24 protein-coding genes are annotated in these 24,132 nt (G+C 38.3%); 9 read left to right on the top strand and 15 right to left on the bottom strand.

Features of this window, described 5'->3' with window-relative positions; translation table 11 throughout:
• Positions 1–80 precede the first annotated feature (80 nt).
• Together QCD85_RS18545 and QCD85_RS18540 are read right to left on the bottom strand one after the other, a co-directional pair.
• Complete coding sequence (locus QCD85_RS18545; protein ID WP_301263515.1) at positions 81–794, bottom strand: stalk domain-containing protein; 714 nt, start codon at positions 792–794, stop codon at positions 81–83.
• 136 nt (positions 795–930) lie between these two features.
• A complete protein-coding gene (locus QCD85_RS18540; RefSeq protein ID WP_301263514.1) occupies positions 931–1,173 on the bottom strand; it encodes a hypothetical protein in 243 nt (80 codons plus the stop codon).
• A gap of 293 nt (positions 1,174–1,466) precedes the next feature.
• Between QCD85_RS18540 and QCD85_RS18535 the strand changes: the two genes are divergently transcribed.
• Positions 1,467–3,284 carry an APC family permease gene (locus QCD85_RS18535; protein WP_301263513.1) on the top strand — a complete coding sequence of 606 codons (1,818 nt, stop codon included), beginning with the start codon at positions 1,467–1,469 and terminating at the stop codon, positions 3,282–3,284.
• 254 nt (positions 3,285–3,538) lie between these two features.
• Here QCD85_RS18535 and QCD85_RS18530 read toward each other — a convergent pair whose 3' ends face one another.
• Positions 3,539–4,420, bottom strand: a complete 882-nt coding sequence (locus QCD85_RS18530) for a DMT family transporter (RefSeq protein ID WP_301263593.1) — start codon at positions 4,418–4,420, stop codon at positions 3,539–3,541.
• A gap of 38 nt (positions 4,421–4,458) precedes the next feature.
• On the bottom strand, positions 4,459–4,863 hold the full coding sequence (locus QCD85_RS18525; protein ID WP_301263512.1) for a hypothetical protein: 405 nt from the start codon (positions 4,861–4,863) through the stop codon (positions 4,459–4,461).
• 179 nt (positions 4,864–5,042) lie between these two features.
• Between QCD85_RS18525 and QCD85_RS18520 the strand changes: the two genes are divergently transcribed.
• Positions 5,043–5,567: a hypothetical protein gene (locus QCD85_RS18520; RefSeq protein ID WP_301263511.1), complete on the top strand. Its 525-nt coding sequence runs from the start codon at positions 5,043–5,045 to the stop codon at positions 5,565–5,567.
• Positions 5,568–5,774: 207 nt separating this feature from the next.
• Entirely contained in the window at positions 5,775–6,299 is a 525-nt protein-coding gene (locus QCD85_RS18515) for a hypothetical protein (protein WP_273613972.1), read from the top strand.
• 66 nt (positions 6,300–6,365) lie between these two features.
• Here the strand turns inward: QCD85_RS18515 and QCD85_RS18510 are convergent, their stop codons facing one another.
• Positions 6,366–7,322 carry a DMT family transporter gene (locus QCD85_RS18510; protein WP_301263510.1) on the bottom strand — a complete coding sequence of 319 codons (957 nt, stop codon included), beginning with the start codon at positions 7,320–7,322 and terminating at the stop codon, positions 6,366–6,368.
• Positions 7,323–7,498: 176 nt separating this feature from the next.
• On the opposite strand from QCD85_RS18510, the gene QCD85_RS18505 reads away from it, so the two are divergent.
• Positions 7,499–8,965, top strand: a complete 1,467-nt coding sequence (locus tag QCD85_RS18505; RefSeq protein WP_301263509.1) for an aminotransferase-like domain-containing protein — start codon at positions 7,499–7,501, stop codon at positions 8,963–8,965.
• Here the strand turns inward: QCD85_RS18505 and QCD85_RS18500 are convergent.
• Positions 8,958–9,776, bottom strand: a complete 819-nt coding sequence (locus QCD85_RS18500) for a hypothetical protein (protein ID WP_301263508.1) — start codon at positions 9,774–9,776, stop codon at positions 8,958–8,960. The two genes, QCD85_RS18505 and QCD85_RS18500, sit on opposite strands and share 8 nt — an antisense overlap.
• A gap of 206 nt (positions 9,777–9,982) precedes the next feature.
• Between QCD85_RS18500 and QCD85_RS18495 the strand changes: the two genes are divergently transcribed.
• A complete protein-coding gene (locus QCD85_RS18495; RefSeq protein WP_301263507.1) occupies positions 9,983–10,423 on the top strand; it encodes a GNAT family N-acetyltransferase in 441 nt (146 codons plus the stop codon).
• Positions 10,424–10,518: 95 nt separating this feature from the next.
• Positions 10,519–11,481: a TRM11 family SAM-dependent methyltransferase gene (locus QCD85_RS18490; RefSeq protein ID WP_301263506.1), complete on the top strand. Its 963-nt coding sequence runs from the start codon at positions 10,519–10,521 to the stop codon at positions 11,479–11,481.
• A 126-nt stretch (positions 11,482–11,607) separates the two neighbouring features.
• On the opposite strand, the gene QCD85_RS18485 is transcribed toward QCD85_RS18490, so the two are convergent.
• Both QCD85_RS18485 and gpmA read right to left on the bottom strand, forming a co-directional pair.
• Positions 11,608–12,162 (bottom strand): hypothetical protein, encoded by a 555-nt coding sequence (locus QCD85_RS18485; RefSeq protein WP_301263505.1) that lies wholly within the window; start codon positions 12,160–12,162, stop codon positions 11,608–11,610.
• A 13-nt stretch (positions 12,163–12,175) separates the two neighbouring features.
• Positions 12,176–12,925: a 2,3-diphosphoglycerate-dependent phosphoglycerate mutase gene (gene gpmA, locus QCD85_RS18480; RefSeq protein WP_301263504.1), complete on the bottom strand. Its 750-nt coding sequence runs from the start codon at positions 12,923–12,925 to the stop codon at positions 12,176–12,178.
• A 201-nt stretch (positions 12,926–13,126) separates the two neighbouring features.
• On the opposite strand from gpmA, the gene QCD85_RS18475 reads away from it, so the two are divergent.
• Positions 13,127–14,464, top strand: a complete 1,338-nt coding sequence (locus QCD85_RS18475) for a DUF2252 domain-containing protein (RefSeq protein WP_301263503.1) — start codon at positions 13,127–13,129, stop codon at positions 14,462–14,464.
• A 101-nt stretch (positions 14,465–14,565) separates the two neighbouring features.
• Here QCD85_RS18475 and QCD85_RS18470 read toward each other — a convergent pair whose 3' ends face one another.
• The 6 genes from QCD85_RS18470 to QCD85_RS18445 all read right to left on the bottom strand — a co-directional run bounded on the left by QCD85_RS18470 (position 14,566) and on the right by QCD85_RS18445 (position 21,016).
• Entirely contained in the window at positions 14,566–15,951 is a 1,386-nt protein-coding gene (locus QCD85_RS18470) for an amidohydrolase family protein (RefSeq protein WP_301263502.1), read from the bottom strand.
• Positions 15,952–16,074: 123 nt separating this feature from the next.
• Positions 16,075–17,259, bottom strand: coding sequence for an MFS transporter (locus tag QCD85_RS18465; RefSeq protein ID WP_301263501.1), 1,185 nt, complete (start codon positions 17,257–17,259; stop codon positions 16,075–16,077).
• A 58-nt stretch (positions 17,260–17,317) separates the two neighbouring features.
• Positions 17,318–17,875 (bottom strand): MarR family winged helix-turn-helix transcriptional regulator, encoded by a 558-nt coding sequence (locus QCD85_RS18460; RefSeq protein WP_301263500.1) that lies wholly within the window; start codon positions 17,873–17,875, stop codon positions 17,318–17,320.
• Between the two features lie 184 nt (positions 17,876–18,059).
• On the bottom strand, positions 18,060–18,884 hold the full coding sequence (locus QCD85_RS18455; protein ID WP_204826067.1) for a carbohydrate ABC transporter permease: 825 nt from the start codon (positions 18,882–18,884) through the stop codon (positions 18,060–18,062).
• On the bottom strand, positions 18,884–19,753 hold the full coding sequence (locus QCD85_RS18450; RefSeq protein ID WP_274171577.1) for a carbohydrate ABC transporter permease: 870 nt from the start codon (positions 19,751–19,753) through the stop codon (positions 18,884–18,886). Before QCD85_RS18450 ends, QCD85_RS18455 begins: the two co-directional genes overlap by 1 nt.
• 24 nt (positions 19,754–19,777) lie before the next feature.
• A complete protein-coding gene (locus QCD85_RS18445) occupies positions 19,778–21,016 on the bottom strand; it encodes an ABC transporter substrate-binding protein (RefSeq protein ID WP_301263499.1) in 1,239 nt (412 codons plus the stop codon).
• Between the two features lie 369 nt (positions 21,017–21,385).
• On the opposite strand from QCD85_RS18445, the gene QCD85_RS18440 reads away from it, so the two are divergent.
• Complete coding sequence (locus QCD85_RS18440) at positions 21,386–21,919, top strand: sigma-70 family RNA polymerase sigma factor (protein WP_274171575.1); 534 nt, start codon at positions 21,386–21,388, stop codon at positions 21,917–21,919.
• 37 nt (positions 21,920–21,956) lie between these two features.
• The gene (locus tag QCD85_RS18435; RefSeq protein ID WP_301263498.1) at positions 21,957–22,214 is read left to right on the top strand and encodes a helix-turn-helix domain-containing protein; all 258 of its coding nucleotides are present in this window, start codon (positions 21,957–21,959) and stop codon (positions 22,212–22,214) included.
• Between the two features lie 71 nt (positions 22,215–22,285).
• On the opposite strand, the gene QCD85_RS18430 is transcribed toward QCD85_RS18435, so the two are convergent.
• Positions 22,286–23,941, bottom strand: coding sequence for a diguanylate cyclase domain-containing protein (locus QCD85_RS18430; RefSeq protein WP_301263497.1), 1,656 nt, complete (start codon positions 23,939–23,941; stop codon positions 22,286–22,288).
• Between the last annotated feature and the right edge of the window lie 191 nt (positions 23,942–24,132).

Here is a 24,132-nt window from a genome sequence, read left to right as displayed (position 1 = left end):
AAGCTTGCAACGACCCTTTGAACAAGGATCAGTGCAAGCTTTTTTGGTTATTCTGTATTCAAATCTAATCTGTATCACAATCAATCAGCAGAAGCAGGTTGTTCTGTCCATGTGAAATTGATCTGATTGTAATTCGGTTGATTTGGTAATGGATTGCCTTGAATCGAAATTCCGTAACTTCCTTCTACTTCTCCTACAATACTTAATGAATCCGAATCAATAATCGAGTTGGTCTCATTTAATCCTTGTCCCTCAAAATAGGTCTGATAAGCGTTGCCCAAAGTCACCAAATCTTCCTGGGTAGTATAAATAATAAACGATTGCTTTTCTCCATTACCAGCCAGATCTTCATTCACACTTGTGGCATGCGCATCCGATGGAAACGGAATATCTTGCGGTAAATATTTGGTTGGAAATACCTGTGTCGTCATCGTAATCGGTGCAGTATTCATACTTGTATTCGTAGAGGTTGTGCTGGTTGTTCCATTTGAAGTACTGGTTGGTGCTGTAGAATTGATAACCACTTGATTAGCTGTAGCATCATATTTGACTCCCACTTGAAGGGCATCTGCTATAGAACGGACAGGAAGATACGTTGTACCTTGATACGTGATCGGTGCCAATGTCTGTCCATTGGCTGTTGGCGTATACGCACTTCCATTGACTTGAATCGAAAGACCGTTATTAAGATAAGCACTTATCGATTGCAAATTAGCTCCTGCATAGACTCCTGTGGATCCAATCAGTGTAGCTCCTGCTATACAAGCGGTAACGATCCATTTACGTGAAATCATTCATATCCTCCTTATGATATATAACGTTATATATCATATCGGACAATCAGCTTTACCTAATTATATGTTATATATGGTTTTTTTAACCATTTTCTAAAAAGACGATTATTGTTGCTATACAACATTACATTCAAGCTTATTCTTCTCGATTGCGTTGGTGTCGCTCAATCTGTTCTCTCATATGACGATCATATCCATTTTGGTGCATCCACACACTATTATTAACTTGTGCAATCTGCCCGATCCCAAATAAAATGCTGATCACCAGAAAAATTAAACCGTAGGCATACATAAAATATCCCATATAAAAGCACGTTATAATTCCGATAAAAACAATGACGGATAATCCCCATAATATCCGGCGCATGACTTTTTTCATATAGTTCTCCTTGCTATTTTTGTATGATCTCTTAATGTCTTATATACGAAGATAGAAGTAGGATGGGTTCAAAATATTGCTTTGTATATTTTTACTTATAAAATTTGTTTAAAATAGGTGATGACTTTTTACAAAGCTAGAGTATAATGATATACGCTTGCCTAAAAAGCTAGCTTAAACAAGCATTATTTGCTGTGCTTGATTCGTAGGAAATGCGTGTATATAAAACGTAAATTGATTAGTCTTTCTAAATGCTAAAATTCTAAATTTCAAGAAATGAAGGTGTGCACAAGATGTTGGGTAAGTTCAAGCGTATATTAATCGGAAGGCCGATGAAGTCAGCAGAACTTGAAGCTGAAAAATTAGGTCGGCTTAAAGCACTAGCAATTCTTTCTTCCGATGCGCTATCCTCGGTGGCATACGGAACAGAGCAAATTTTGCTAGTCCTCATGGTTGCTGGATTTGCTGCTTTGTGGTATTCGGTTCCAATCTCGATCGCGGTGCTTGGTTTGTTGGTTATTTTAATTATTTCGTATCGCCAAACGATTTTTGCGTATCCAGCAGGTGGTGGTGCGTACATTGTAGCCAAGGATAATATCGGTAAAGCCCCCAGCTTAATAGCCGGTGGATCGTTACTTGTTGATTATATCCTAACTGTAGCCGTAAGTTCATCCGCCGGAACAGATGCAATTACTTCTGCTTTTCCAGTATTGCATGATCACCGGGTTCTGATCGCGCTTGTGATGATCGTATTCTTAACGATTATGAATCTACGTGGTGTAACTGAATCTGCATCTGTACTCGCTATTCCTATTTATTTATTTGTTATCGCTATTTTTGTACTGATTATTACAGGAGTTATTCGTTACTTTACAGGCGGAATCGAAGCCGCTGCTCCGCAATTTGATAGTACAGTCTCGAATGTAAGTCTATTCTTATTGCTCAAAGCATTTAGCTCGGGTTGTTCGGCACTGACAGGGGTAGAAGCTGTATCTAATGCTATTCCTAACTTCCGTAAGCCTGCTGAGAAAAATGCAGCCGCTACGCTTCTAATGATGGGTATTATTTTGGGTGCCATGTTTATCGGAATTACATTGCTTGCTTACTGGTATGGTATTCATCCAAGTGCAACCGAAACGGTTATTTCTCAAATTGCCCGAATGACGTTTGGTCATGGGACACTGTATTATGTGATTCAAGGTGTAACTGCACTGATTCTATTCCTTGCAGCCAATACAGCGTACTCTGCGTTCCCGCTACTTGCGTTTATGTTAGCAAAAGATAAATATATGCCACATATGTTTATGGTACGTGGTGATCGTCTAGGTTTCTCTAACGGTATTATTATTTTGAGTCTATTATCTGCTTTGTTAGTTATTGTATTTAAAGGAGACACTGAGAATCTTATTCCACTGTATGCGGTTGGTGTATTTATTCCGTTTACCTTATCACAATTAGGGATGATGATTCGCTGGATTCGTCTCAAGCCATCGAACTGGGGATTGAAGTTAACGATTAACACTGTTGGTATGTTAACCACATTATCGATCACATTGATCTTTATTTTCACCAAGTTCTCGCAAGTATGGGTTATCTTTCTGTTCTTACCGTTCGTGGTATACATTTTCTACAAAATCTATACGCATTATGAAAATACAGCAGAACAATTACGTATCGATATCAAAGTCGATAAGCCTGAAGTCAAAGGAAATACGATTATTATTCCAGTCGCCGGCATTACACGTGTAGTGATGAACACGATCAGCTATGCGAAGACGTTATCTCCTAATGTCGTTGCTGTCTATGTTGGTTTCGATGATGAAGCGATTCATAAGATGGAGCAGAAATGGGAAGAATGGAATCCAGGTGTACGTCTGATTGTACTGAAATCACGTTACCGCAGTATTCTAGGGCCTTTACGTCGCTTTATTGATACCGTTGAATGGAAAACATCAGCAACCGATCATATTACCGTCTTGATTCCGCAATTTGTCACTCATCACTGGTGGGAAACGATTTTGCATAATCAGACCAGTCTATTGATGCGTGCTTATCTTATTAACTACAAAGACGTTGTTGTTGCGACTGTTCCATACCATTTGAATAAATAGACTGTACAATGGTTGAGCGACTCCGCTACATGATCGATATTGTTCTTATCGTCGCTTGTTGTCAATCGATATCTGGAATAACCGCTCGGGCGGTACATATCGATTGACAAAGGCGATCGCTTCGCTCTTTCAGAATAATATCGCTCCCTCCGCTTTGAGGGTCTTTGCAACAAGTATTTTATCTTCTATTTGGGTAGAGTAGACGTTAAAAAATAAAACATCTAAAGAGCTCAAAATAAAAAGAGGTAGATCCCTTAGACGGGTTCTGCCTCTTTTTTGGGTTTATTGAAGTTCCAATTGACTAGAAATATGCCGAGAAATACAAAAACACCCCCGATATAGACGTACCATTGGACTTGTTCGCCGAGTAGTAACCAGCCGGAGAGTACGCCGAAGAATGGCGCTAGAAACAGAAAAGCACTGGTCTGAGCAGCATCGCCTTTACCCAGTACATAAAACCACCCTGCAAATTGAACGATAGAAGCCATAATAGCTAACCATAATAAAATGCCTGTAGAGATTAGATTCCATTCAAAACGTGGCTGTTCCAGTACAAGACTAAGTAGTAACAATAGGATTCCACCACATAACATCTGATAAGCAGTCAGTACCCAGACATTACATATGCCTGACCAGCGCTTCATCAGTAGAGTAGCGATCGCCCATGAGCATGCTCCTACCACTCCTAGAATCGTGCCTGACTTTAATTGCATATGAAGCCCCATTGTGATGGCTACACCGAGTACACCTAGGACTACACCGAGCCATTGTGTCCAACGGTAACGAGCACGTAAAAGCAATGAACCGAACACAACCACTAGCAATGGATTGGTAAATATTAAAATAGAACATTCGCCAGCAGTAATCGTACGTAGACTGAGAAATGTACATGCCATTACGCCTGTTGTCTGTAGTGTACCTATAATAGCTATTTTTCCCCAATCTATTGAACGTTTCGGTACAGGCAAGCCTCGCATTGATACGATCAAGGTCATTAATCCACCTGCTATCAGAAATCGTAACGATACTAGAAATAAAGACGAACTGTAATGTAAGCCTATTTTACCGACAGCAAAAGAAGAACCCATCAAAAAAGTAGTCAGCAGAATAATCAATAAAAAGGCAATTGGATGGATTTTCACGCGGTTTCTTCCTTTCTGCGCTATAAAATATGCTATTCTGTTACCTTATTTTCATTTTTTTCTACATCATGTATCTTCTCCACCCACACCATATACCAATTCGGTGTAGCCTCATAATCGATATCGGTATAGATGCGATGAGTGGCTTCTCTGATCGTCTGTAATCGAAGCAATTGAAAAGCTAATGTTTCTGCCATTTTAGGATCATGGCTACGGTAGCCATCATAACATTTGCCGATTTCATTATACGCTCCACTACTGATCCATTCGTATGCTTCTCGCTGCGTTTCAAACGCTACGGTTTCGTCTGCCCAGCGAATCCAATCGGCTTTATATTTAGGTGGTTGATAAAAAGGTGAAGCTTGATTCATACGAATTTCTTCGCGGTAATGATAGCCTTGATCTGCTGGTTTGGGAGGTTGATCCGATGGGTTCATAGGTGTCTCCTTTCTAAGATATATCTTTTAGAATTTGAATTTTATGGCATTTTACGATGACTATCCTGTTACTTTGCCATGACTATATTGTTGTTTTACAAGTGACTGTAATCTATTGAATAATGTCTCTAGACGATATGTTCTCGTCCATTCAATCTATATATTTCTGGAGGCAAACTATGATGAAAAATACAAAAACAATCAAAATCATGCTCACTTCTGTTATGGCTTTATCGCTTACGATCCCTGCATTATCATCTGTTTCTGCACAAGCCAATACGACTACCAAGTCTATTTCTACCCAGGCAACAACCAAGACGAAAGTAGACAAACTCACGCCTGAACAAGAAAAAAGTCTGGTTGATATTGCTGGATTTGATAATGTAAAACAATTTACTGGATTTTATAACAATCTTCGTCGTTCTGTCGCTAAAAATGATAAAGAAGCGGTAGCTAATCGTATCTCTTACCCTTTGTCAGTCTATAGCAATAATCACCAACGCAAAATTTTGAACAAAAAACAATTTATTGCTGAATACGATACAATTATGACTGCGAAAACGAAAAAAGCATTAGCCGACCAACGCTTAGATAAATTATTTATTCGTGATCAAGGTGTAATGGTTGGTAGTGGCGAAATGTGGATAGCTATGTTAGATCATAAACCAGGTGTATATACTATTAATCAAAAGTTACATGATTAATCATCCATAGAAAAGCTTTGCCTATAAGAAGCATATTTCTATACTTAACGAAGCTAGCTATAAATAGCTCTAAATTAAGATCCTTCTTTTACTTTGTTATTATTTTACGTTATTGTTATTTTATAAGTCATTATCATGTAGCCCCTAAATGAAGTTAGCGTATTGTCATGATCTTTTGAATATATTAGTCTCTAGGAGGTATGAATAATGAATATCAAAAAAGGAATAACAATCGTGATGACTTCTGTATTAGCTGGATCTATTGCTATCCCTGCTCTGTCTGTATCAGCACAAGCGGATACAACTACAGCACCTGTCTCTACCGTCGCTTCTACTGAATCTACTGCTACCACCAAAGCAAAAGTAGACAAACTCACTGCCGAGCAGGAAAAACGACTGGTGAGTGTAGCTGGATTTGATAATGTTAAACAGTTCACTGGATTTTATGCCAATCTGCGTCGTGCAGTAGCCAATGGAAATAAAGAAGCGGTAGCGAATCGTATTTCTTACCCGCTAGTGATCAATAGCAATAACAAAAAAAGAAGTATTCTTAATCAGTCTCAATTTATAAAAGAATACAATACGATTATGACTGCTAAAGTTAAAAAAGCATTAGCCAACCAACGTCTCGATAAATTGTTTATACGTGATATGGGTGTCATGATTGGCGATGGCGAGATTTGGATCGCTCCGATGAATAATAAGCCTGGCATTTATGCAATTAATCAATAATCATTTTATGTAATCTGTACACAGAAAGACCTCCTAGCAGATGGAGGTCTTTTCTTTGTATACACTTTAATTTTTATAGACTTTGATGATCCGAGTATTTTTGTCTTTGGTTGCTTTTGAAGCTTGACTTGCAAATAACGAACGCAATGTCTCAATATTCGTTAAAATGACACCGATCAGAATAATCATAGCTCCTAATCCCATTATCCAATTTAGTGGTTCTTTATAGATCAACCATCCAAGTACAAGAGCAATCACAGGCGAAATGTATAACCATGTCGATGGAAATACAGGATTAGTCCGCGAGATCAACCAGTAGAATAACGTATGCCCTCCCATAGATCCCAACACGATCAAATACACCATTGAGCCTATCGCCGCTGAATTGAACATCGTTTCGATATGTATTTGACTATGCTCGGTAATCAAAGACAGCACCAATAACATCCAACCACCATGTATCATCTGAGCTGCATTTTGCGCAATCGGTGAACTCCCTTGTAATTTAGAAACTACCTGCTTGGAATACACAGCTCCTGCTGCATAGCCAAATTCCCCTAATACGACAACCAGACAAGCAATTACCCATAGTGCATGATACTGACCGGATAACCCCGGTAACATCAGCAAAGCGACACCGACTAATCCAATCAGCGCTCCAATAAATGAAATGCTTGGTGCTTTATCTTTCAATATCACTGCTCGAATCACTAAAATAATAGCTGGAGCCGTAGCAGACAGAACAGCACCTACACCGGACGTAATATATTGTTCAGCCCAGTATAACGCTGCAAAAGTAAAAAAGGTTAGACCTGACCCTATAAATAGTGTTTCTTTACGTAATAATAAAGAGAAGCTTACCTTTTTACGTGCATACATCCAGATCATTAAGATCAATCCAGCGAGTAGAAACCGAACTCCTGCGGAAAAGAAAGGCGGTAATCCTGCATCGACCCCGATCTTGATCGCTAGAAAGGTTGTTCCAAAAATCAAACACATCATTGCATAACCCAGTAATACCATCTTCCATTCCTCCTCTGTGTTCTGTTATTGTAAAGGAACATCAATAGAACAGATGGAATGCCACAGAACAGATGATACGATACAGGGATATATAAGCGTTACACTAGATACACTTTCTACTCTTGATTGAACTTAATAATCTATGATCTGCTATAGACTCAGAAAGGAATGTGGATATGACAAATAAACCGCTGATTGAACCGCAAAAAAAACAGTCCCATCTTACAGTCGATTCATCATCCTATAAGTCACAAAGTAAACATTCTTTTCAAACCGTTTATACCTATATTCAAACACGTATCCAGCGTGGAGACTGGCAAGCTCATGCCAAATTACCTTCGGTTCGTCAGCTAGCAGAAGATACAGGAATGCACCGTTTAACGATTTTCAAAGCGTATCAACATCTCAAAGAAGATGGTCATGTCTATGCTCGTGATAAATCCGGCTATTATGTGCAACCGCCTGCTCTGCAAGTCTTAACCAATGAAGCGGAATTAGGTCTGCCTTTATTTCAAGGAAATCTAGGCGATCTGCATCGAATAGAAGCTACTTATCAATTCTCCAAAGCGCTTATTACACCGAATCTATTACCAAATCATTATTTTGCTGAATACGTCAAACAAGTATTCGATCTGTATCCCAAGTTGTTAGGTACATATGCTACCGCACAAGGCGATCTGGAGCTCAGAGAGATGCTTCAACGCTACTTTACCGATACCGCGCAGTTTCATGTACATGCCGATGAAATCTTGATTACAACAGGTGCTCAACAAGCGATATCGCTCATCGCAGAAGTATGGATACGTCCGGGTGATCATGTGCTGATTGAAACCCCTGCTTATGCTAGTGCTTTGGATGTTTTTGAGCAAAAAGGAGCCAAATTGGTTCCGATCACTATTGATGCTAACGGTTATGATCTTGTTCAGATCAAAGAGGCGATGAAAAAGTACAAACCTCGCTTCTTTTACCTTAATCCTACATTTCACAATCCGACAGGTGTCTGTATATCAGCAGAACAACGCAAACAGCTAGTCGATCTAGCCGCTCAATATGAATGTTTATTGATAGAAGACGATACTTGCCATGATATTTATTTTGATCAAAAGCCGCCGCTTCCGCTATTTGCTTATGATACTGAAGGATACACGATCTATATTCGTAGCTTTAGCAAATATGTGTCTCCAGGACTGCGGATGGCTTGTATTGTAGCTAGACCGGAGTGGTTTACTCCTTTACTTGCTGCCAAGTCACTTGCAGATGGCGGTACACCGTTGCTGAATCAGAAAGTGTTTTTGCTGTATTTCACATCTAGTCGTCTGCAACAACATATTGAAAAGCTACGAATCGCTTTACGGATTCGCTTAGAAATTATGGAAGAAGAACTCTCTTCAACCGGCTGGTATTATGAAACCCCTCAAGGCGGATTCAACCTCTGGGTTCGATTGCCTGATTATCTATCTGTTCCTGAATTACTGGCTCGTTGTCTCAAACAATCGATTTCTTTTGTGCCTGGATCACTATTTGATCGTAACGATACATCACAGCAATATATCCGTCTTTGCTTTTCATTTGCCAGTGAGCATGAGATTCGGCAAGGTATTCAGCAGTTAGTATCCATCGCCAAAGAAATGGAATCTACTTGATCTGAATCGCAGAGCGATACGGTTCATCTAACTCTAGTTGGAAAGAATGGGCTTGTAATCTGCCTTGCTGATACTGATACACTGTAGTGAGTTCACCCAAAATATTCATCATACCGACTTGAACAGAACCTGCAACGACCAGTTGTCCATTTTCGATTTTGTATTGACGAACCGCACCTATTTGTAGTCCATTTGCTACCGAATCTGTAGGGTCTTGTAGGATAGAAGTCGGCAAAATCATCTGTTTTTGGTTCCATGTTATATCCATCTGTTGCTTATTTATCTGTGTTTGAAAAGAAGTATTCCAGCTTTGCTGTGCATCTTCTACAGGAATCAACGTACCATCTTGCCGATAAACTTTGACTTCTGTTCTGTCTATGCCGGTGCCATATCCGTTCGTTAGAACAACGATCACTTCCGGTTCACCATCACCATCCAAATCTGTAGAATACAGTTGCGGTGCATATGCTGGATTCACGACTTGTACACCATCTAACAAACCAGTAAATGTAGGTGCATGGATAGACATATTTTCGTACGTACCATCCGATTTTTCTCTGCCACGAATCGTAATATGAAGATCAGGATCGCTTGCAATTACTTTTGCATCTTCCATAATGTTAAATAGGTTGGATTGAGCGATCGGAAAATCTAATTGTTCTATATTAACAGTGTTCACCATTAAAGGTTCACCATTTTCAGTGACTTGTTGGTTAGAATGAAACTTTGATGCGGATACCGTTTCTAGTGAAAGAGCACATAAAATAATAGTGATCATCAACCATTTTGTAGCGTTTTTCTTTATATTCAAAAGGAGTGCCTCCTTGATCGTTCGATATTCATTTTTATAGTAAACGTAAATTCAATTCCAACGTGTGTCATGCTAGCTTCTATTACATGCTAAGCCTTAATCGATGTAATTACCAGAAAAAAATGCTGTTCACAGCAAGTTCCTTACAAATAAGTAGCAAATCATCACTTTTACTTTAGATTACCTACAATAACGGAGGAATAAACATGATTACACTCAGAGAAATGAAAATTGAAGATTATAATGAAATTATTGAGCTTTGGGAGCATACTGAAGGTATGTGGTTAAGCGAAGCCGATTCATTACCTCATATTCAAACATATTTAGAGCGTAATCCTTATTGTTCGTTTATAGCGGAAGAACAGCTAGATAACCAGACGACTGTTCTAGCAGGAACATTACTCGCCGGTCATGATGGTAGGCGTGGATATATGTATCATCTGGCAGTCGATCCTGCATATCGAGGACAACGAATTGCGACACAATTGATTGAAAAAGCAATGAAAGGCTTAACTGATGCCGGAATCGATAAATGCCATATTTTCGTAATGGCAACAAATGTGGAAGGTCAACACTTCTGGGTAGCAAACGGTTGGGAAAAACGAGATAGTTTTTACGTCTTTTCAAAAGATGTTCCACAACACTAGAATGTTCCACATGAAACATTTTGCAAAACAGCGCTATTTTTGACTGATTTGCAGGAAATATAATTAGCCCTACTGGCTTAAAGGATGGACGACGATTGGATCAACAACATGCAAGTCCGCAATATATTTATACGTACTCTCACCGTCAGGATGAACATTCACTTTGTTATCTGGAAATGAGAGCATTTTTTGGACAGGAAACCGATCAATTTATTCTTAAAAGTGATATCGCTGTTATGCCTAGCCGTAGCCCGTTTATCAAAGAACGCATTGAAGTATTGTACGAAGGCGATACGTTAGAAGAAATATATACTCAGGCAGAACAGATCGATATGCTTGATCAAACATTCAAAGTTGTTTTTGTCAAAATCAACGATCTGGATCAAGATCACAAAATTGAGTATCAAGAACGATTAAGTATTGAACGCGAAATAGGGATGCGTATTCATGGAGAAGCCGATGTGAAGCATCCTCAACATACGTACGGCATTGTTCCTTTTGGTGGACGCTGGTATTTGGGTCATTATTTTAAAAATGAAGCTGTCTGGTTCCACAATATGCGCAAACCGCAAAATTACTCTATTGCTCTCAATACCCGTCTTGCTAGAGCGGCTGCTAATATTTTGGTTCCCAATCCTGTAGGGATCAAAGCTATCGATCCTTGCTGTGGCATCGGCACTGTACTGGTAGAAGCATTATCTATGGATATCGATATTGTCGGACGCGATATCAATCCGCATATTGCACAAGGAGCACGAGCTAATATTAAGCATTTCGGCTTAAAAGGGGAAGTAACTTTAGGCGATATTGCAGATATTACAGAACATTATGATGCGGCAATTGTTGATATGCCTTACAATTTATTTTCAACTACTACTCCTGAAGAACAATTAAGTATTCTACAACATGCTCGCCGAATCGCTGATAAAGTAGTCGTGATCACAATTGAGAATATCGATGAAATGATAGCAACCGCTGGATTCTCGATTACAGATCGTGGAGAAGCGAAAAAAGGAGCTAAAGGCGTATTTTCCCGTCAGATTCTTGTCTGTCATTGATAAGTAAGGAACACAGTACAAACCAAAAAAGCATCTGTAGCAGAAATGTCTACAGATGCTTTTTCATTTATCCTAATCTTGATATTTTGTATTACATAGATATCTCAATTCAATTTTAGAAGCTTATCAAGTTGATTGCAAAGCACGCTTGCGGAATATCCAAGTTAAAGATACTTCTAAAAATAAGTAAATTAATAATCCGATAACAACTGAACTAACGGTAGACCATTGTGGATGATATACCAGAGCAATATAAGCAAATGCAGCTACAAACACGATCCATAATACACGAAGAAATGTTCTCCATCCTTTGGTAAGCAATTCATTTCGGGCAGGTTCAATAACAAGTATTCCTGCTAATAGTAAAGCAAATGTTAATTGGATAGATTGTCCAAACGATTGTGTATCGATCCACATCACTACCCAAAAAGAAACTAAATAGATACTGTAATAGAGTAGGCATCTATTAATATTAGCTCGCATACTCTCTGTATCTTCACGATAATAATATCTTACAATACTGCGAATAACAGATGTACTGCCTACAATACATATACATGCACCTATAAAAATACTGGATTTATCTTCACTTTGTAGATAAATACGGGTGTATATTAACGCCATAACTATACCTGCAATGATTAAAATCAGACTTGTTTTGAATTGAGGTCTGATATGCATGAGTTCCTCCTCATTATTCGTTTACATTGTGTTCATTAGCCACTTCATTTGTTTTGCGTTCAATATGCTCATCTTCGCCTAAATAAAAGCGTCGAATCGGATTGATATCATCATCTAGTTCATACACAAGTGGAATACCTGTCGGAATATTAAGCTCGGTTAATGTTTTTTCATCAATATCTTCTAAATATTTAATTAAAGCACGTAAAGTGTTGCCATGAGCGGCTATTAAAATATGTTCTTTTTTCTGAATCAAAGGCACAATACAGTCATGCCAGAACTCTCCAACACGTTCTACTGTATCTTTGAGACTTTCGCCATATGGAATCTGATCGTCTGGAATCTCGTTGTACCGTACTTCATGACGTGGACTACGTGGATCATTTTTTTCCAATAAAGGAGGACGAACCGTAAGACTTCTGCGCCAGAGTTGAAGTTGTTCTTCTCCATATTTCTCAGCAGTATCGATTTTACTTAATCCTTGCAAAGCTCCATAATGACGCTCATTTAATTTCCATGACTTCTGTTCAGGAATCCATAGCAAATCCAGTTCGTCGAGTATGTAGTGCATAGTCTGAATCGAACGTTTTAACACTGAAGAAAAAGCAAGATCAAATGTATATCCTGCTTCTTTTATTAATTGTCCAGCTATTCTTGCTTCTTCTATTCCACGATCACTAAGCGCTACATCGGTCCATCCTGTAAACAAATTCTGTTGATTATATACACTTTCTCCATGACGAACAAGAATAATTTTGTACATTAGTCTCTACTCCTTTTTCTTTACTTCTTCTAATGGAGAAGTATCTATACTCTTTAACCCACATTATGCTTTTACGTAACCATTTGCAACTAACGCTCAATTGACTGCATTTTACTGTACACCCTTCTGAATAGAAAATGCTAAAATACAAATGAGGTATGATGTTAGACAAGATATTGTAAGATGAGGGGGCACTATACGATGATACCGCCTAATATGACAGAGCAAGTGATACATACACGTACTAAATTACGCAAAGAAACATTAATCTCGGTGCTGGATGAATTTGATAGTAAAATTATGACGTTGAGCCCACCCAAAAGAGCAGAGAAATATCGCAAAATGAGCACGTCTGCTTTTTCTTTTTTCCGCGGAAGTTCGTATTTGTTTTACTTTGATGCGACTCGCCATTACTTTCCTTATCATACTTCTACCGAACGCCCTACATGGATTCAAGGGGATTTGCATTTCGAAAATTTTGGTGCTTTTCGTAATGAATCGAAGCAGATTGTGTATGATGTCAATGATTTTGATGAAGGGTATATCGGTTCGTATCTGTATGATGTGCTACGCATGTCGGTCAGTATCGCATTAGTTGGACGACAGCTTCAATATACCGATGAGCAACAATTGCACCTATTAGAGCATTATGTTAAAGGTTATCATAAACAAATCTCTTGTTTTGTAGAAGACAAAGACGATCCCGCCAAATTTGTTATGAATGAAAACAAAGCTAAAGGCCCTGTACGCAAATTGTTACGGAAGTTAGAAAAACGCCGTAACGGGCATTTCCTAGAAAAAGTTACTGCGGTTATGCAAAGTGATCGTGTTTTTCAAGAAACTGCTGAATTGGTCACTCCTTCTGAACAAGAACATACATTATTAGAGCAAGCATGGGATTTTTATCAACAGACTTTAGTCTGTCATCAAGGCGAAGCAGATCATTATCGGATCAAAGATATTGCGATTAAGCATGGTTCCGGTACCGCTTCAATCGGGCTGGATCGGTATTATGTATTGATCGAAGGTGGGCTACGAGGAGCGGGTGAAGATGATGCTGTATTGGAAGTAAAAGAAGTACGTACTCCTGTGCCTGCTTATTTTCTACCTTATGCCGATTCATTCTGGCAGACATTTAGCCATCAAGGTAAGCGTGTAACTACAACACAACAAGCGATGCATCACAAAGCCGATCCTTATCTTGGTTTTCTGACGTTAGACGGTCGAGATTTCTATGTGCGAGAACGTTCGCCTTACAAAAAGCGTCTAAAATTAGAAGATATCGAAACGATAGAAGATATGGAAAGTGTACTCAGTACAATGGCTAAATTAACTGCCAAAATGCATGCACGTGCTGATGCCGATGTGAACAAAGGCATTCTACCGTATCATAGTGAAAAAGAAATTCTAAAAGCGATGGGACGCAAACCCGACGCATTTGTACAACATATTTCACGTTGGGCGTTCGCTTATGCCGATCAAGTCGAGAAAGATTATGCGATTTTCTGTGAATGGACGCAGACATTTCAAACTCAATAAAAGATCACTTTAGCTACCAATAAACAGGGACAGTTCATCGTAACGATAGATCTGTCCCTGTTTTACTTTTTCGTTCTATTTCAGCGATATCAGTAGAATGGTTATGAATAGATCACTCGACCTGCATCACTTAATACATATTGAGTATCCAGATACGCTCTACTTTCCGATACAAGACGACGTACACGCTCGATATCCACGCCTACCAACTGACCATGTTGCTTCATCAGACGACCGCCAACGAATACAGTATCTACATTCGATGGATTAGTGAATTGAACTACGGCTCCAATAGGATCGATAACCGGAAATAGATTCAAATCTGTATTCAGATCAGAAGTGCTAATCATGATTATATCCGCTTGTTTGCCCGGTGTTAATTGACCAATTTGAGAATCTAATTGCAATGCTTTGGCTCCACCTACTGTAGCGAACTCAAGCACTTGCTGAGATAATAGATTCAATTCACCCGGCATATTACCACTGTTCAGAATCTCTTCATTGACTCGTGCCCGTTCTGCTTGCAACATAAATTTCATTTGCGCAAATAAATCGCCACCGGTCGAAGTCACTACATCTACGCCCAGTGAAGGCATTCCACCTTGTTCTAAGAAAAATCCGGTTGCAGGATATCCATGTCCCATCATCATTTCGACTTCCGGTGTTACCGATAATGATGCCCCTGCATCTGCTAGCATTTTATATTCTTCCGTCATCATTTTATTGCCATGTACCATATTGAGATCGGGTCCAAGTAATCCTGCTTCATATAGCTTGGTAACTGAGTGATCAACAGCTCCCCAGTTGCCGAATCCGATATGCATCGAACAGATCGCTTCCAGTTGACGGGCAATACCGATTTCAGTAACCGTAGTATCCCAATGGCTAAATTCAGGCCCACGTATCGCTAGCCCCATCGTTAACAATTGATCTTGCGAAGTAAAATATTGCTTTTTGACGCGCTCGGCATCAGAGATCACCAAGCGACTATCTCGATTCCAGTATTCTGTCTCGCCCGGTACACCAAGAGCAAATACAGAACGTATCCCTGCTTCTTGTAATCCCCGAATCAATTCGTCGGTATGTTCTGGAGAATAAGGCATACTCCAATCCAGTACTGTTGTGACACCAGCATGAAGCGCTTCTAAAGAGCCAAGCAAGTTGGCGATATAACTGTCTTGAGGACGTAACCGACTTCCCAACCCACCATAATATAAATTTTGCAAATAGACAGGCAGTGACCAATTGGTTCCTGCTGTACGTACTAGCGATTCCCACATATGCCGATGAGTATCTACTAAGCCCGGCATAATAATATGTTCTGACGCATCAATAATATGATAAGCGGATTCATCAAGTTGTAGATTATTTCCTATAGCTTCAATCGTTGAACCGTTAATCACTACATCTGCTTTCTTTACATTACCAATTGCATGATCCATAGACAACACAGTTCCACTTTTTAAAATATAGCCCTTTTTCTTCATCTTTAATTCCTCCTTTTTCCTTTTTTAAGAATAAATAGATGTTACTTATTTATCATAACTCATTATCCTAGTTAACTCAATAAAAGGAAGTTACTTAACTTTATAAAGCATTTGATTTCTAATTTATTTGATACGAATGCACAAGCTTGCTATAACGGCTACCGTAAGCACTAATGCACTATATATAAAGGACTGAGTATGATGTAAAGACAGTATATAGACTGACCAAATTGGTGCTACACTTGTGCCTGCAAAAAGGAAAAAAGTATATACAGAAACAGCAATTCCGCGATAACTCCCTCCCAATTGTCCAACTAAAGCCACTAAAGAAGGCACAGCAATCGCAATACCTGCGACAAAAATGACGCTACATATAACGATTAATACTAAGTGATGTAGCCAGCCCATCATCAATAGGCTTATAATTCCTAGTCCAAGTCCCAAAAGCAACGTATTTCGTACCCCTATTTTACGAGAAATCGTCCCTGAAAATGGTGAACATATCATTCCTAAAATCCCTATCATTCGAATCCATAACATTTGCAAAGGTGTTACCCCAAAAACATCACTTTGCAAATTATTTCCTAGTATTATGTACATTACAATAAAAGAAAATAACAAAAGGAAGGCGATGATATACGTAAATATCAGATTTCTTTGCCTAATAACAATCGTTAATTGCTTAAGATAAGACCAGATGTCGAGGTCAGGTTGTTGAATACTATCTTGGGTTAATCCTATTTTAAGCCAAAGTATTGTCAATATATAAAGAACTCCAAATAGTATAAATATCAGATTCCATCCGTAATACGTACTGATCCAGCTTGAAATGACCTGTCCTAAAATTCCTGCGATCAGGAAGCCTGTACTAATAAACCCGATAGTAGTTACTTTACGATGATTAGGAAATATAGCTACAACATAGGCAAGTGCTACAGGTGAAAAAGAAGCTGCCGCTAATCCTTGTACACTTCTGAGTAGCAATAAAATCACAAAATGATGAGTATATCCGATCAACATCGTAATCAATGCCAATGCACACAAACCGATAGTCATTACCTTTTTACGACCATATTTATCAGCTAGAGCACCATAAAATAAACAACCAATTGCAAAGCCTAATGAAAATAAACTACCTGTTAATCCTGCTTGAGCAGAACTAATATTGAATTGTGTGATAAATGTAGAACTTAAAGGAATAGTAAGATACAGACTACACATAATGACCATGCCTGTCCAACATAATAAGATAGTCATTTTAGAATAATTCACTTCGGCAAGAGTTGAATTTTTATTATTGATTTTCATAGGTAAAGCTCCATTCTTTTCATATAGTTAGATAATCTAATTACTTTACTAAAAAAATTTACCTCCCTATTTGGAATCTTTTCTCTATCTGGTTATGCAATTTATCTATAACTTTAGATAATATTTGCTGTTCATCTTCGTTTAGATCTTCTACCAATGAAGCACATGCAGACCAAAATACAGGTAATACACGTTGAACAAACATTTTACCTGAGGTGGATAACTTAACATAAATTTTCCGACCATCTTCCGCACTGGACTCGCGTATAATCCAACCCTTTTTTTCTACACTATTCAAAAGTGCTGTGACTGATGCTCTACGGATATTTAAACGTTCAGCAATAGCAGATGGAGTGACTTTTTCACTATTTTCATGTAATTGAATCAGTAGTAATAAATCAAGCTTACTTTCTGTGATATCATAATCAGCAATTTCATTATCGACGATATCAAGAATATGATCACTTGTCCAAAGCATTAATAGACCTAATTGAGCAGAAGCAATCGAGGTACCCGCTTCAGCTGTCTGTTCGCACAGCTTGTCGTAAGGTTCTTTACCTAACTTAGGTAATTGATGATTATGTACAGACTGCTCATTAAAATGTTTGCGAACCATATATCCTACCTACTTTCCTTAATAATTAGATTATCTAACTATATTATACGTAGAAACGTAAATTAAGCAATACCTATCTTAACTACAATTAGATACTAGATAAATAATATGGATATGATCAAAAAAATCCTTAAATGTATACCTGTAAGATCAAGGATACATTTAAGGATTCGAATAACTCATTTTATTTCACTGAACCGCGTGTAACACCACTAATAATCCATTTTTGAGCAAAGAGATAAATAATAATCATCGGCAACATCGCTAATAGATACGATGCAAATGCTAGATTATAATCGGTATTGAATTGCCCCTGGAAAATGTACTGCACTAGCGGTAAGGTGTACATGTTCTGATCACTAATAATAATCAAAGGTAATAGGAAATCATTATATGTCGATAAACACACCAGTATTCCGACGGTTGCATTGATCGGAGCCATCAGCGGGAAAATGATACGCCAGAATGTTCCCCATGTGGTTGCTCCATCTACCGTTGCCGCTTCTTCAAGCACTGCTGGAATAGAGCGAATATAACCTACATATACAAATACATTAAATGCTAGAGCATATACCGTATGCAAAATAGTCAATCCCACGAGATTGGTCATATGTAGCGCAGATGTTAATTTAACAATCGGCAACATAATAATCGGAAAAGGAATAAACATCGCACTGACAAAGTAAAAGTATAATCCTTTAAAAAATTTACGATCCATATTACGTCCAATTGCATAAGCAACCATCGAGTTGGTCAGCAATGTAAGTACTACTGTCGCTGTCGTTACCAGTGCACTGTTACGAAAAGCCTGGAAAAAGTTAGTCAGCTCTATCGCACTGGCAAAGTTATCAAACCGCCATGTAGTCGGTAATCCAAATAGAGATTGCGACATCTGTTGCGGATCTTTCAAAGCAATCGTAATCGCCATATATAATGGGAAAAGAACGATAATAGTGCCGATTGCTACAAGAATATTTACTGTCCAATTGGTACGTTTATGTGTTTCCATTACATATCCATCTCCCTTCTTTGCAGGAATCGAATTTGAAGAATAGAGATAACTGCGATCACGATAAAGTAAATCACCGAGTTCGCTGATTGATAAGCAAATTCTCCACCTTCAAATCCACCTGTATAGATCAAGAATGAGATCGATTGAGTGGCACGACCAGGCCCACCATTGGTCAAAGCGACGATTTGGTCAAACACCATCAACGCATTTTTCATCGCTAATACCATATTGATCGTAAAAAATGGAGCAATCAATGGGAATGTAATACTCCAAAATTCACGCCATTTGCCAGCGCCATCCAGACTGGATGCTTCATACAGATCATGCGAAATCGTCTGTAAGCCCGCTAGATACAGAATCGTATTTAATGCGATACCTTGCCATACCGCAACAATCACGATACCGATCCAAGCCAGACTGTCATTTCCAAGAATATTCGTGGACAACCAGTTGATCCCCAGTGTCTGTCCCCAGACGGTAAATACATTAGAGAACAAATAGTTAAATATGTAACCCACAATCAATACACTAAGAATATTAGGCAAGAAATATACGCCTCTAAAAAAATTACGGAATTTGATACGAGAATTGAGTCCTACTGCAATCAATAAGCTGAAGATATTAATAAAAATCGTAACCACAACTGCATATTTGATCGTAAACCAGTAAGCTTCACCTACTACATTATCGGTAAACAAACTGACGTAATTACGAATACCTACAAAATCATATTCTTTACCAAACCCATTCCAGTTCGTAAATGAATAAAAAACCCCTTGAATCGCAGGTAAAGTTAGAAATAAGAAAAATAACAATACCGCAGGAATCGTCATCCAATAATAAGTTGCCATGCGTTTGCTAGACATCGTATCACTCCTTCCATATATCGATTAGCTTGCTCTGCGTGCCGCTACTTTATCCCACTCTTTATCCAGTGTACTGAGGAACCCATTGATATCTTTGTTTTGCAAAAAGGCTTGTACCGTTGGATTCAATTGCACCGCACTTGGAATATAGTGATCGACAAAATCGACAATTTTACCCTGTTCAAAATAAGGCAGTAATTCCGCTACACTGCTGTCTTTTTGCTGTACTCCACTAACCGCAGAAAATAAATTTTGTTGGTCGATATATTGTTGACTGTTTTCCGGTTTCAATAAGAACGCGATAAATTCTTTCGCTTGTTCTGGATATTCTGTCTGACTGGAAATCGCCAGTAATGTATCAATACCAGCCGTCAGTTTATTTTTGGATTCGTCATTGCTACCAGGTAACGGGAAAAATCCTAATTGAATATCTGGATTCACTTTGCGAATCTCAGAGATCGCCCAGCTTCCTTGAATATACATCGCTGCTTCTCCGTTCGCGAACGCACGATTACCATCCGAATATGCTTTACCAAAGTTATCATTGTGACCGTAATTAAGTAATTCTAATTGCTTTTTAGCCACTTCTTGATAACCAGCTACAAACGTTGTATTCCCTTCACGACGCTCTTTGTAAAAGTCTGTTCCGACCAACGTGCCTCCCATATCGTTAAAAGGAAGATTCGTTTGCCAGTCGTCTTTGTACGTAAAGTAAAAAGGAATTGTTCCTTCTGCTTTCGCCTTTTTCGCTGTCGCTATCAGCTCATCCCATGTTTTGGGTACAGTCAGGTTCAGTTTTTTGAAAATGTCTTTGTTATAGATGATACCGCTTGCATTTAAAGCAAAAGGAACTCCTGTTACTTCTTGCATCCCGGTCACATCCTGTAGCATTTGTGCATATTTAGGATCAATATTTTGCAATAATTTATCGCCAGTTAGATCCATAAAAATATCACTTTGCGCGAGTAACGAATATGTATCTGTAGCCCCCAAGCCAACAATATCAGGAATATCGTTTTTGACGACTCTTGTTTTGAGCACTGTCTCTGCATCCGGTGGATTTACTTGTGAGACATGAATATTCGGATGTTCTTGATTGAATTTGGCAATCAATTCATCGAAGCTAGCTTTGGCTTCCGGCTTATTCTGGAAAAACTCCAATTGCACTACGCCATCTTTACTGCCGCTATTGCTCATACTGCAAGCCGATAATAATCCAACCAGCAACAGCCCGATCAGCAATATACTCCCCCATCTTTTCATCTAACCATCCCCTCCATTGTTCCTTTTACTTGTATAAACAATATAAACAAAAAATACCCTATTCCGACAAAAAGGAAACGATTACAACAAATTTTTACCCTACTTTTACATTTCAAAAGTTCAAAATCTATAAATTCCAAAAAATATTTTTCCATTTTTGACACCTTTTCTTATCAAATACAGTATGTAGATATATAAAAATAGTTATAAAGATGGAGAGTATTTCAAAATTAATCAGAATTGAAGTTGTATTTGCCTCCATTTTTTAAACTTTATAGATAAAAAGATATAGATTCGTACTTTTTAGGTACATATCTTTTTATTTCAATAGATTTGCACTGATCCTATACAGTGTTGGAGGTCATACGTATGAATATAACTACTGAACAAAATCCAATTATCCATTCTTTTTTGAGTATACAAAGTAATAAGCAACTTTTGGAACAAGCGATGTATTATCCTACAGCTCAAAATAAGCAAAAACTCAATCAAGCGTTTCAGCTTTTCTTTTTAGAAGCTCGTTTTACGTCTTATATTGCTTCTCTTATTCATTTCAGCGCTATTAACTATGATAAGAAAAACCGTCTATATAAAGATCGATATCAATTAATCGTAGATCAAAATAGAGATTCAGATCATGCTTCTGCTTCTATTTTTCCTGCTGATACCGATACATATCATTTTGTAGAACAAAGTTGGCAGCAAGTGATGACAGAAAAACGGATGTACGAAGCTATTGAGCAATTGACCAGTCGCGAGCAATCTATTCTTTGTTATCTTTATATCTATGAAATGACTGAGAAAGAAATTTCTACTAAGCTTCAAGTGACACAACAAGCTATTTCCAAAACAAAACGATTAGCACTTAAAAAATTACAAACGTATCTTCAATGTTTAGAATGACTATCAGTATATAAAAGGTACGTGAGGAGGAATCACGATGGCACATGCTCTACTATCCTTAATTCAAAAAGCTAAAAATGAAGATGAAGAAGCTATTTTATTTTTAATCAACAAATTTTCACCCAAAATTATGAGATCACTACAACAAACGACTTATCAAGAACAAGAAGATTTACGTCAGGAAATTCATCTCAAAATTATTGAAGCAGTGCGCAAATATGATCTGGAGCAGATACCGGATATTTGGAATTTTATTAATCCGGATGATTTTTCAGCCCGAACGCTGTCTTCGTAAATCATTTTATCGCAAACAAAAAAGCCAGAGTAAACTTACACTCTAGCTTGTGTTTATAACTATTATTCATGTTAGCCGATAGATTTAGGCGAAAGTGGCTCTGTGTAAAAAGTAAGACGGTTTTTACCAGAACGTTTGGATTGATACAATGCCTGATCTGCCATACGGATAATTTCGATCGGGTTGTCACTATCATACGGATAGACAGCTCCGCCGATACTACAGCCGATATTTACTTTTTCGTATTCTACAATAAATGGTTTGTTCAGACTGCGAATAATATCATTCGCATAGGCAACTGTATCTTTCTGGATATCCAATTGAGCTGGATCGGTATGCAGAACGACTAGAAATTCGTCGCCACCCAGACGCACTGTAATATCTTTTTCACGCGTGAGATGACATAGACGCTGAGCTACTTTTTGTAATAACATATCGCCGCTCTGGTGTCCTAGTGTATCGTTGACCTTTTTGAATCCATCCAAATCAATATAGAGGAACGACAAGCATGGCTGTTGTTCAGGATTTTCAAAAGCTTCTTCCAAATACATTTCTAACGCATTCCGATTCGGCAGACCTGTTAGATGATCATAATGTGCTAGACTTTGCATATTATCCAGTTCTACTTCTTTTTGACTGAGCGACGTTACCATCGTCTGCAAAGAAAAGGATAATAATTCAATATCATTAAAACTTTTGTGAGCCGGTATTTCAATATTTTCTCCAGATGCTAAGCGATCAGCAGTGCGTGTCAATGCACGAATAGGTAACGAAATGCGCTCTGCTAACCACCAACCAATCAGTGCAAATAGAACAGCAGCCGCTATCGTAATCCAGATATTAAAGTTCATCAATTCAGATACAGATGCTAATGCTGTAGATTCAGGTTGTCGTACAATAACAGTCCACCCTAGCCCTGGATAATCCAAGTATCCATCTCCATAGGCATACCCTGTTAAGTATGTATTGCCGTCCGGCCACTTTTCCAATTCCCAACCATCTTTTTGTAATTGGGCTTTCTCTATACTTTTCAAAGGTAAAGGCTTGCCTACCATATCACGCGGTCCTAATAAAACAGTCTGATCCTTTTTACTTACAATCAGCATATCGACATCCTGGTCTGCCCATTTGTTTGGTAATAAGACACTTTCTTGCACTTCTTTCGCCCATGCCCAACTCATATGTGCAGCCAGTACACCAATCGTTTGGTTCTGACTGTTGCGAATCGGTAGACTCACATCAACGAACTGTAACGGTTCTCCGCTCGGATTTGGTAACAATTTGGCAAGTAATACAGCATCATGCACATCACCGATAAATTTGCCTTGAATCCCTTGTTGAAATACAGGACGCTCCGACAAGTCTTTGCCTAATAAAATGCCATCTGTTGCTGCTAGTACTTTTCCTTTAGTATCCGTATATCCGATCCATGAAAAAGATGGAAAATGGGATTGCAGTTGATCTAGCATTTGTTGAATATTTCCGATGTTTTGATTATTTTCAAAAACAGGCAAGCTCCCCAATAATTCTACTTCACCTGATCTGGACCACATAAAATTATCTAACTTATCTGCTGTCTGATAAGCTGTTCCTGCTAGAGATTCCCCAATCTCATTTTTGATGCTTTTTGAAGAATAGTAACTAATCGTTGTGCTCAGTACAAAAGACAGTAACAACGACAATGCAATAAATGTAACAATTAACGCAGTTCTCAATTTGACAGACACCGACATTTCCCCCGAAAATTCGACTTTTATTTTAATATCGGTTTCTGGTAACAGAGAGATTAATTATTTTTTATTCCTATTAAATGTTGCAACAATTATATATTTAAAAATACATATAGAAAAAGACTAACAGTTAATGGTCATAGCCCCGTCAAGTAGACACTTAAAAAGTACGTTTTTAAACGGCGGCC

It is taken from the genome of Paenibacillus sp. PsM32 (assembly GCF_030433815.1).
In the GTDB taxonomy this organism is placed as follows: domain Bacteria; phylum Bacillota; class Bacilli; order Paenibacillales; family Paenibacillaceae; genus Saccharibacillus; species Saccharibacillus kyungheensis.
This window is presented reverse-complemented; position numbering and strand designations above follow the sequence as displayed.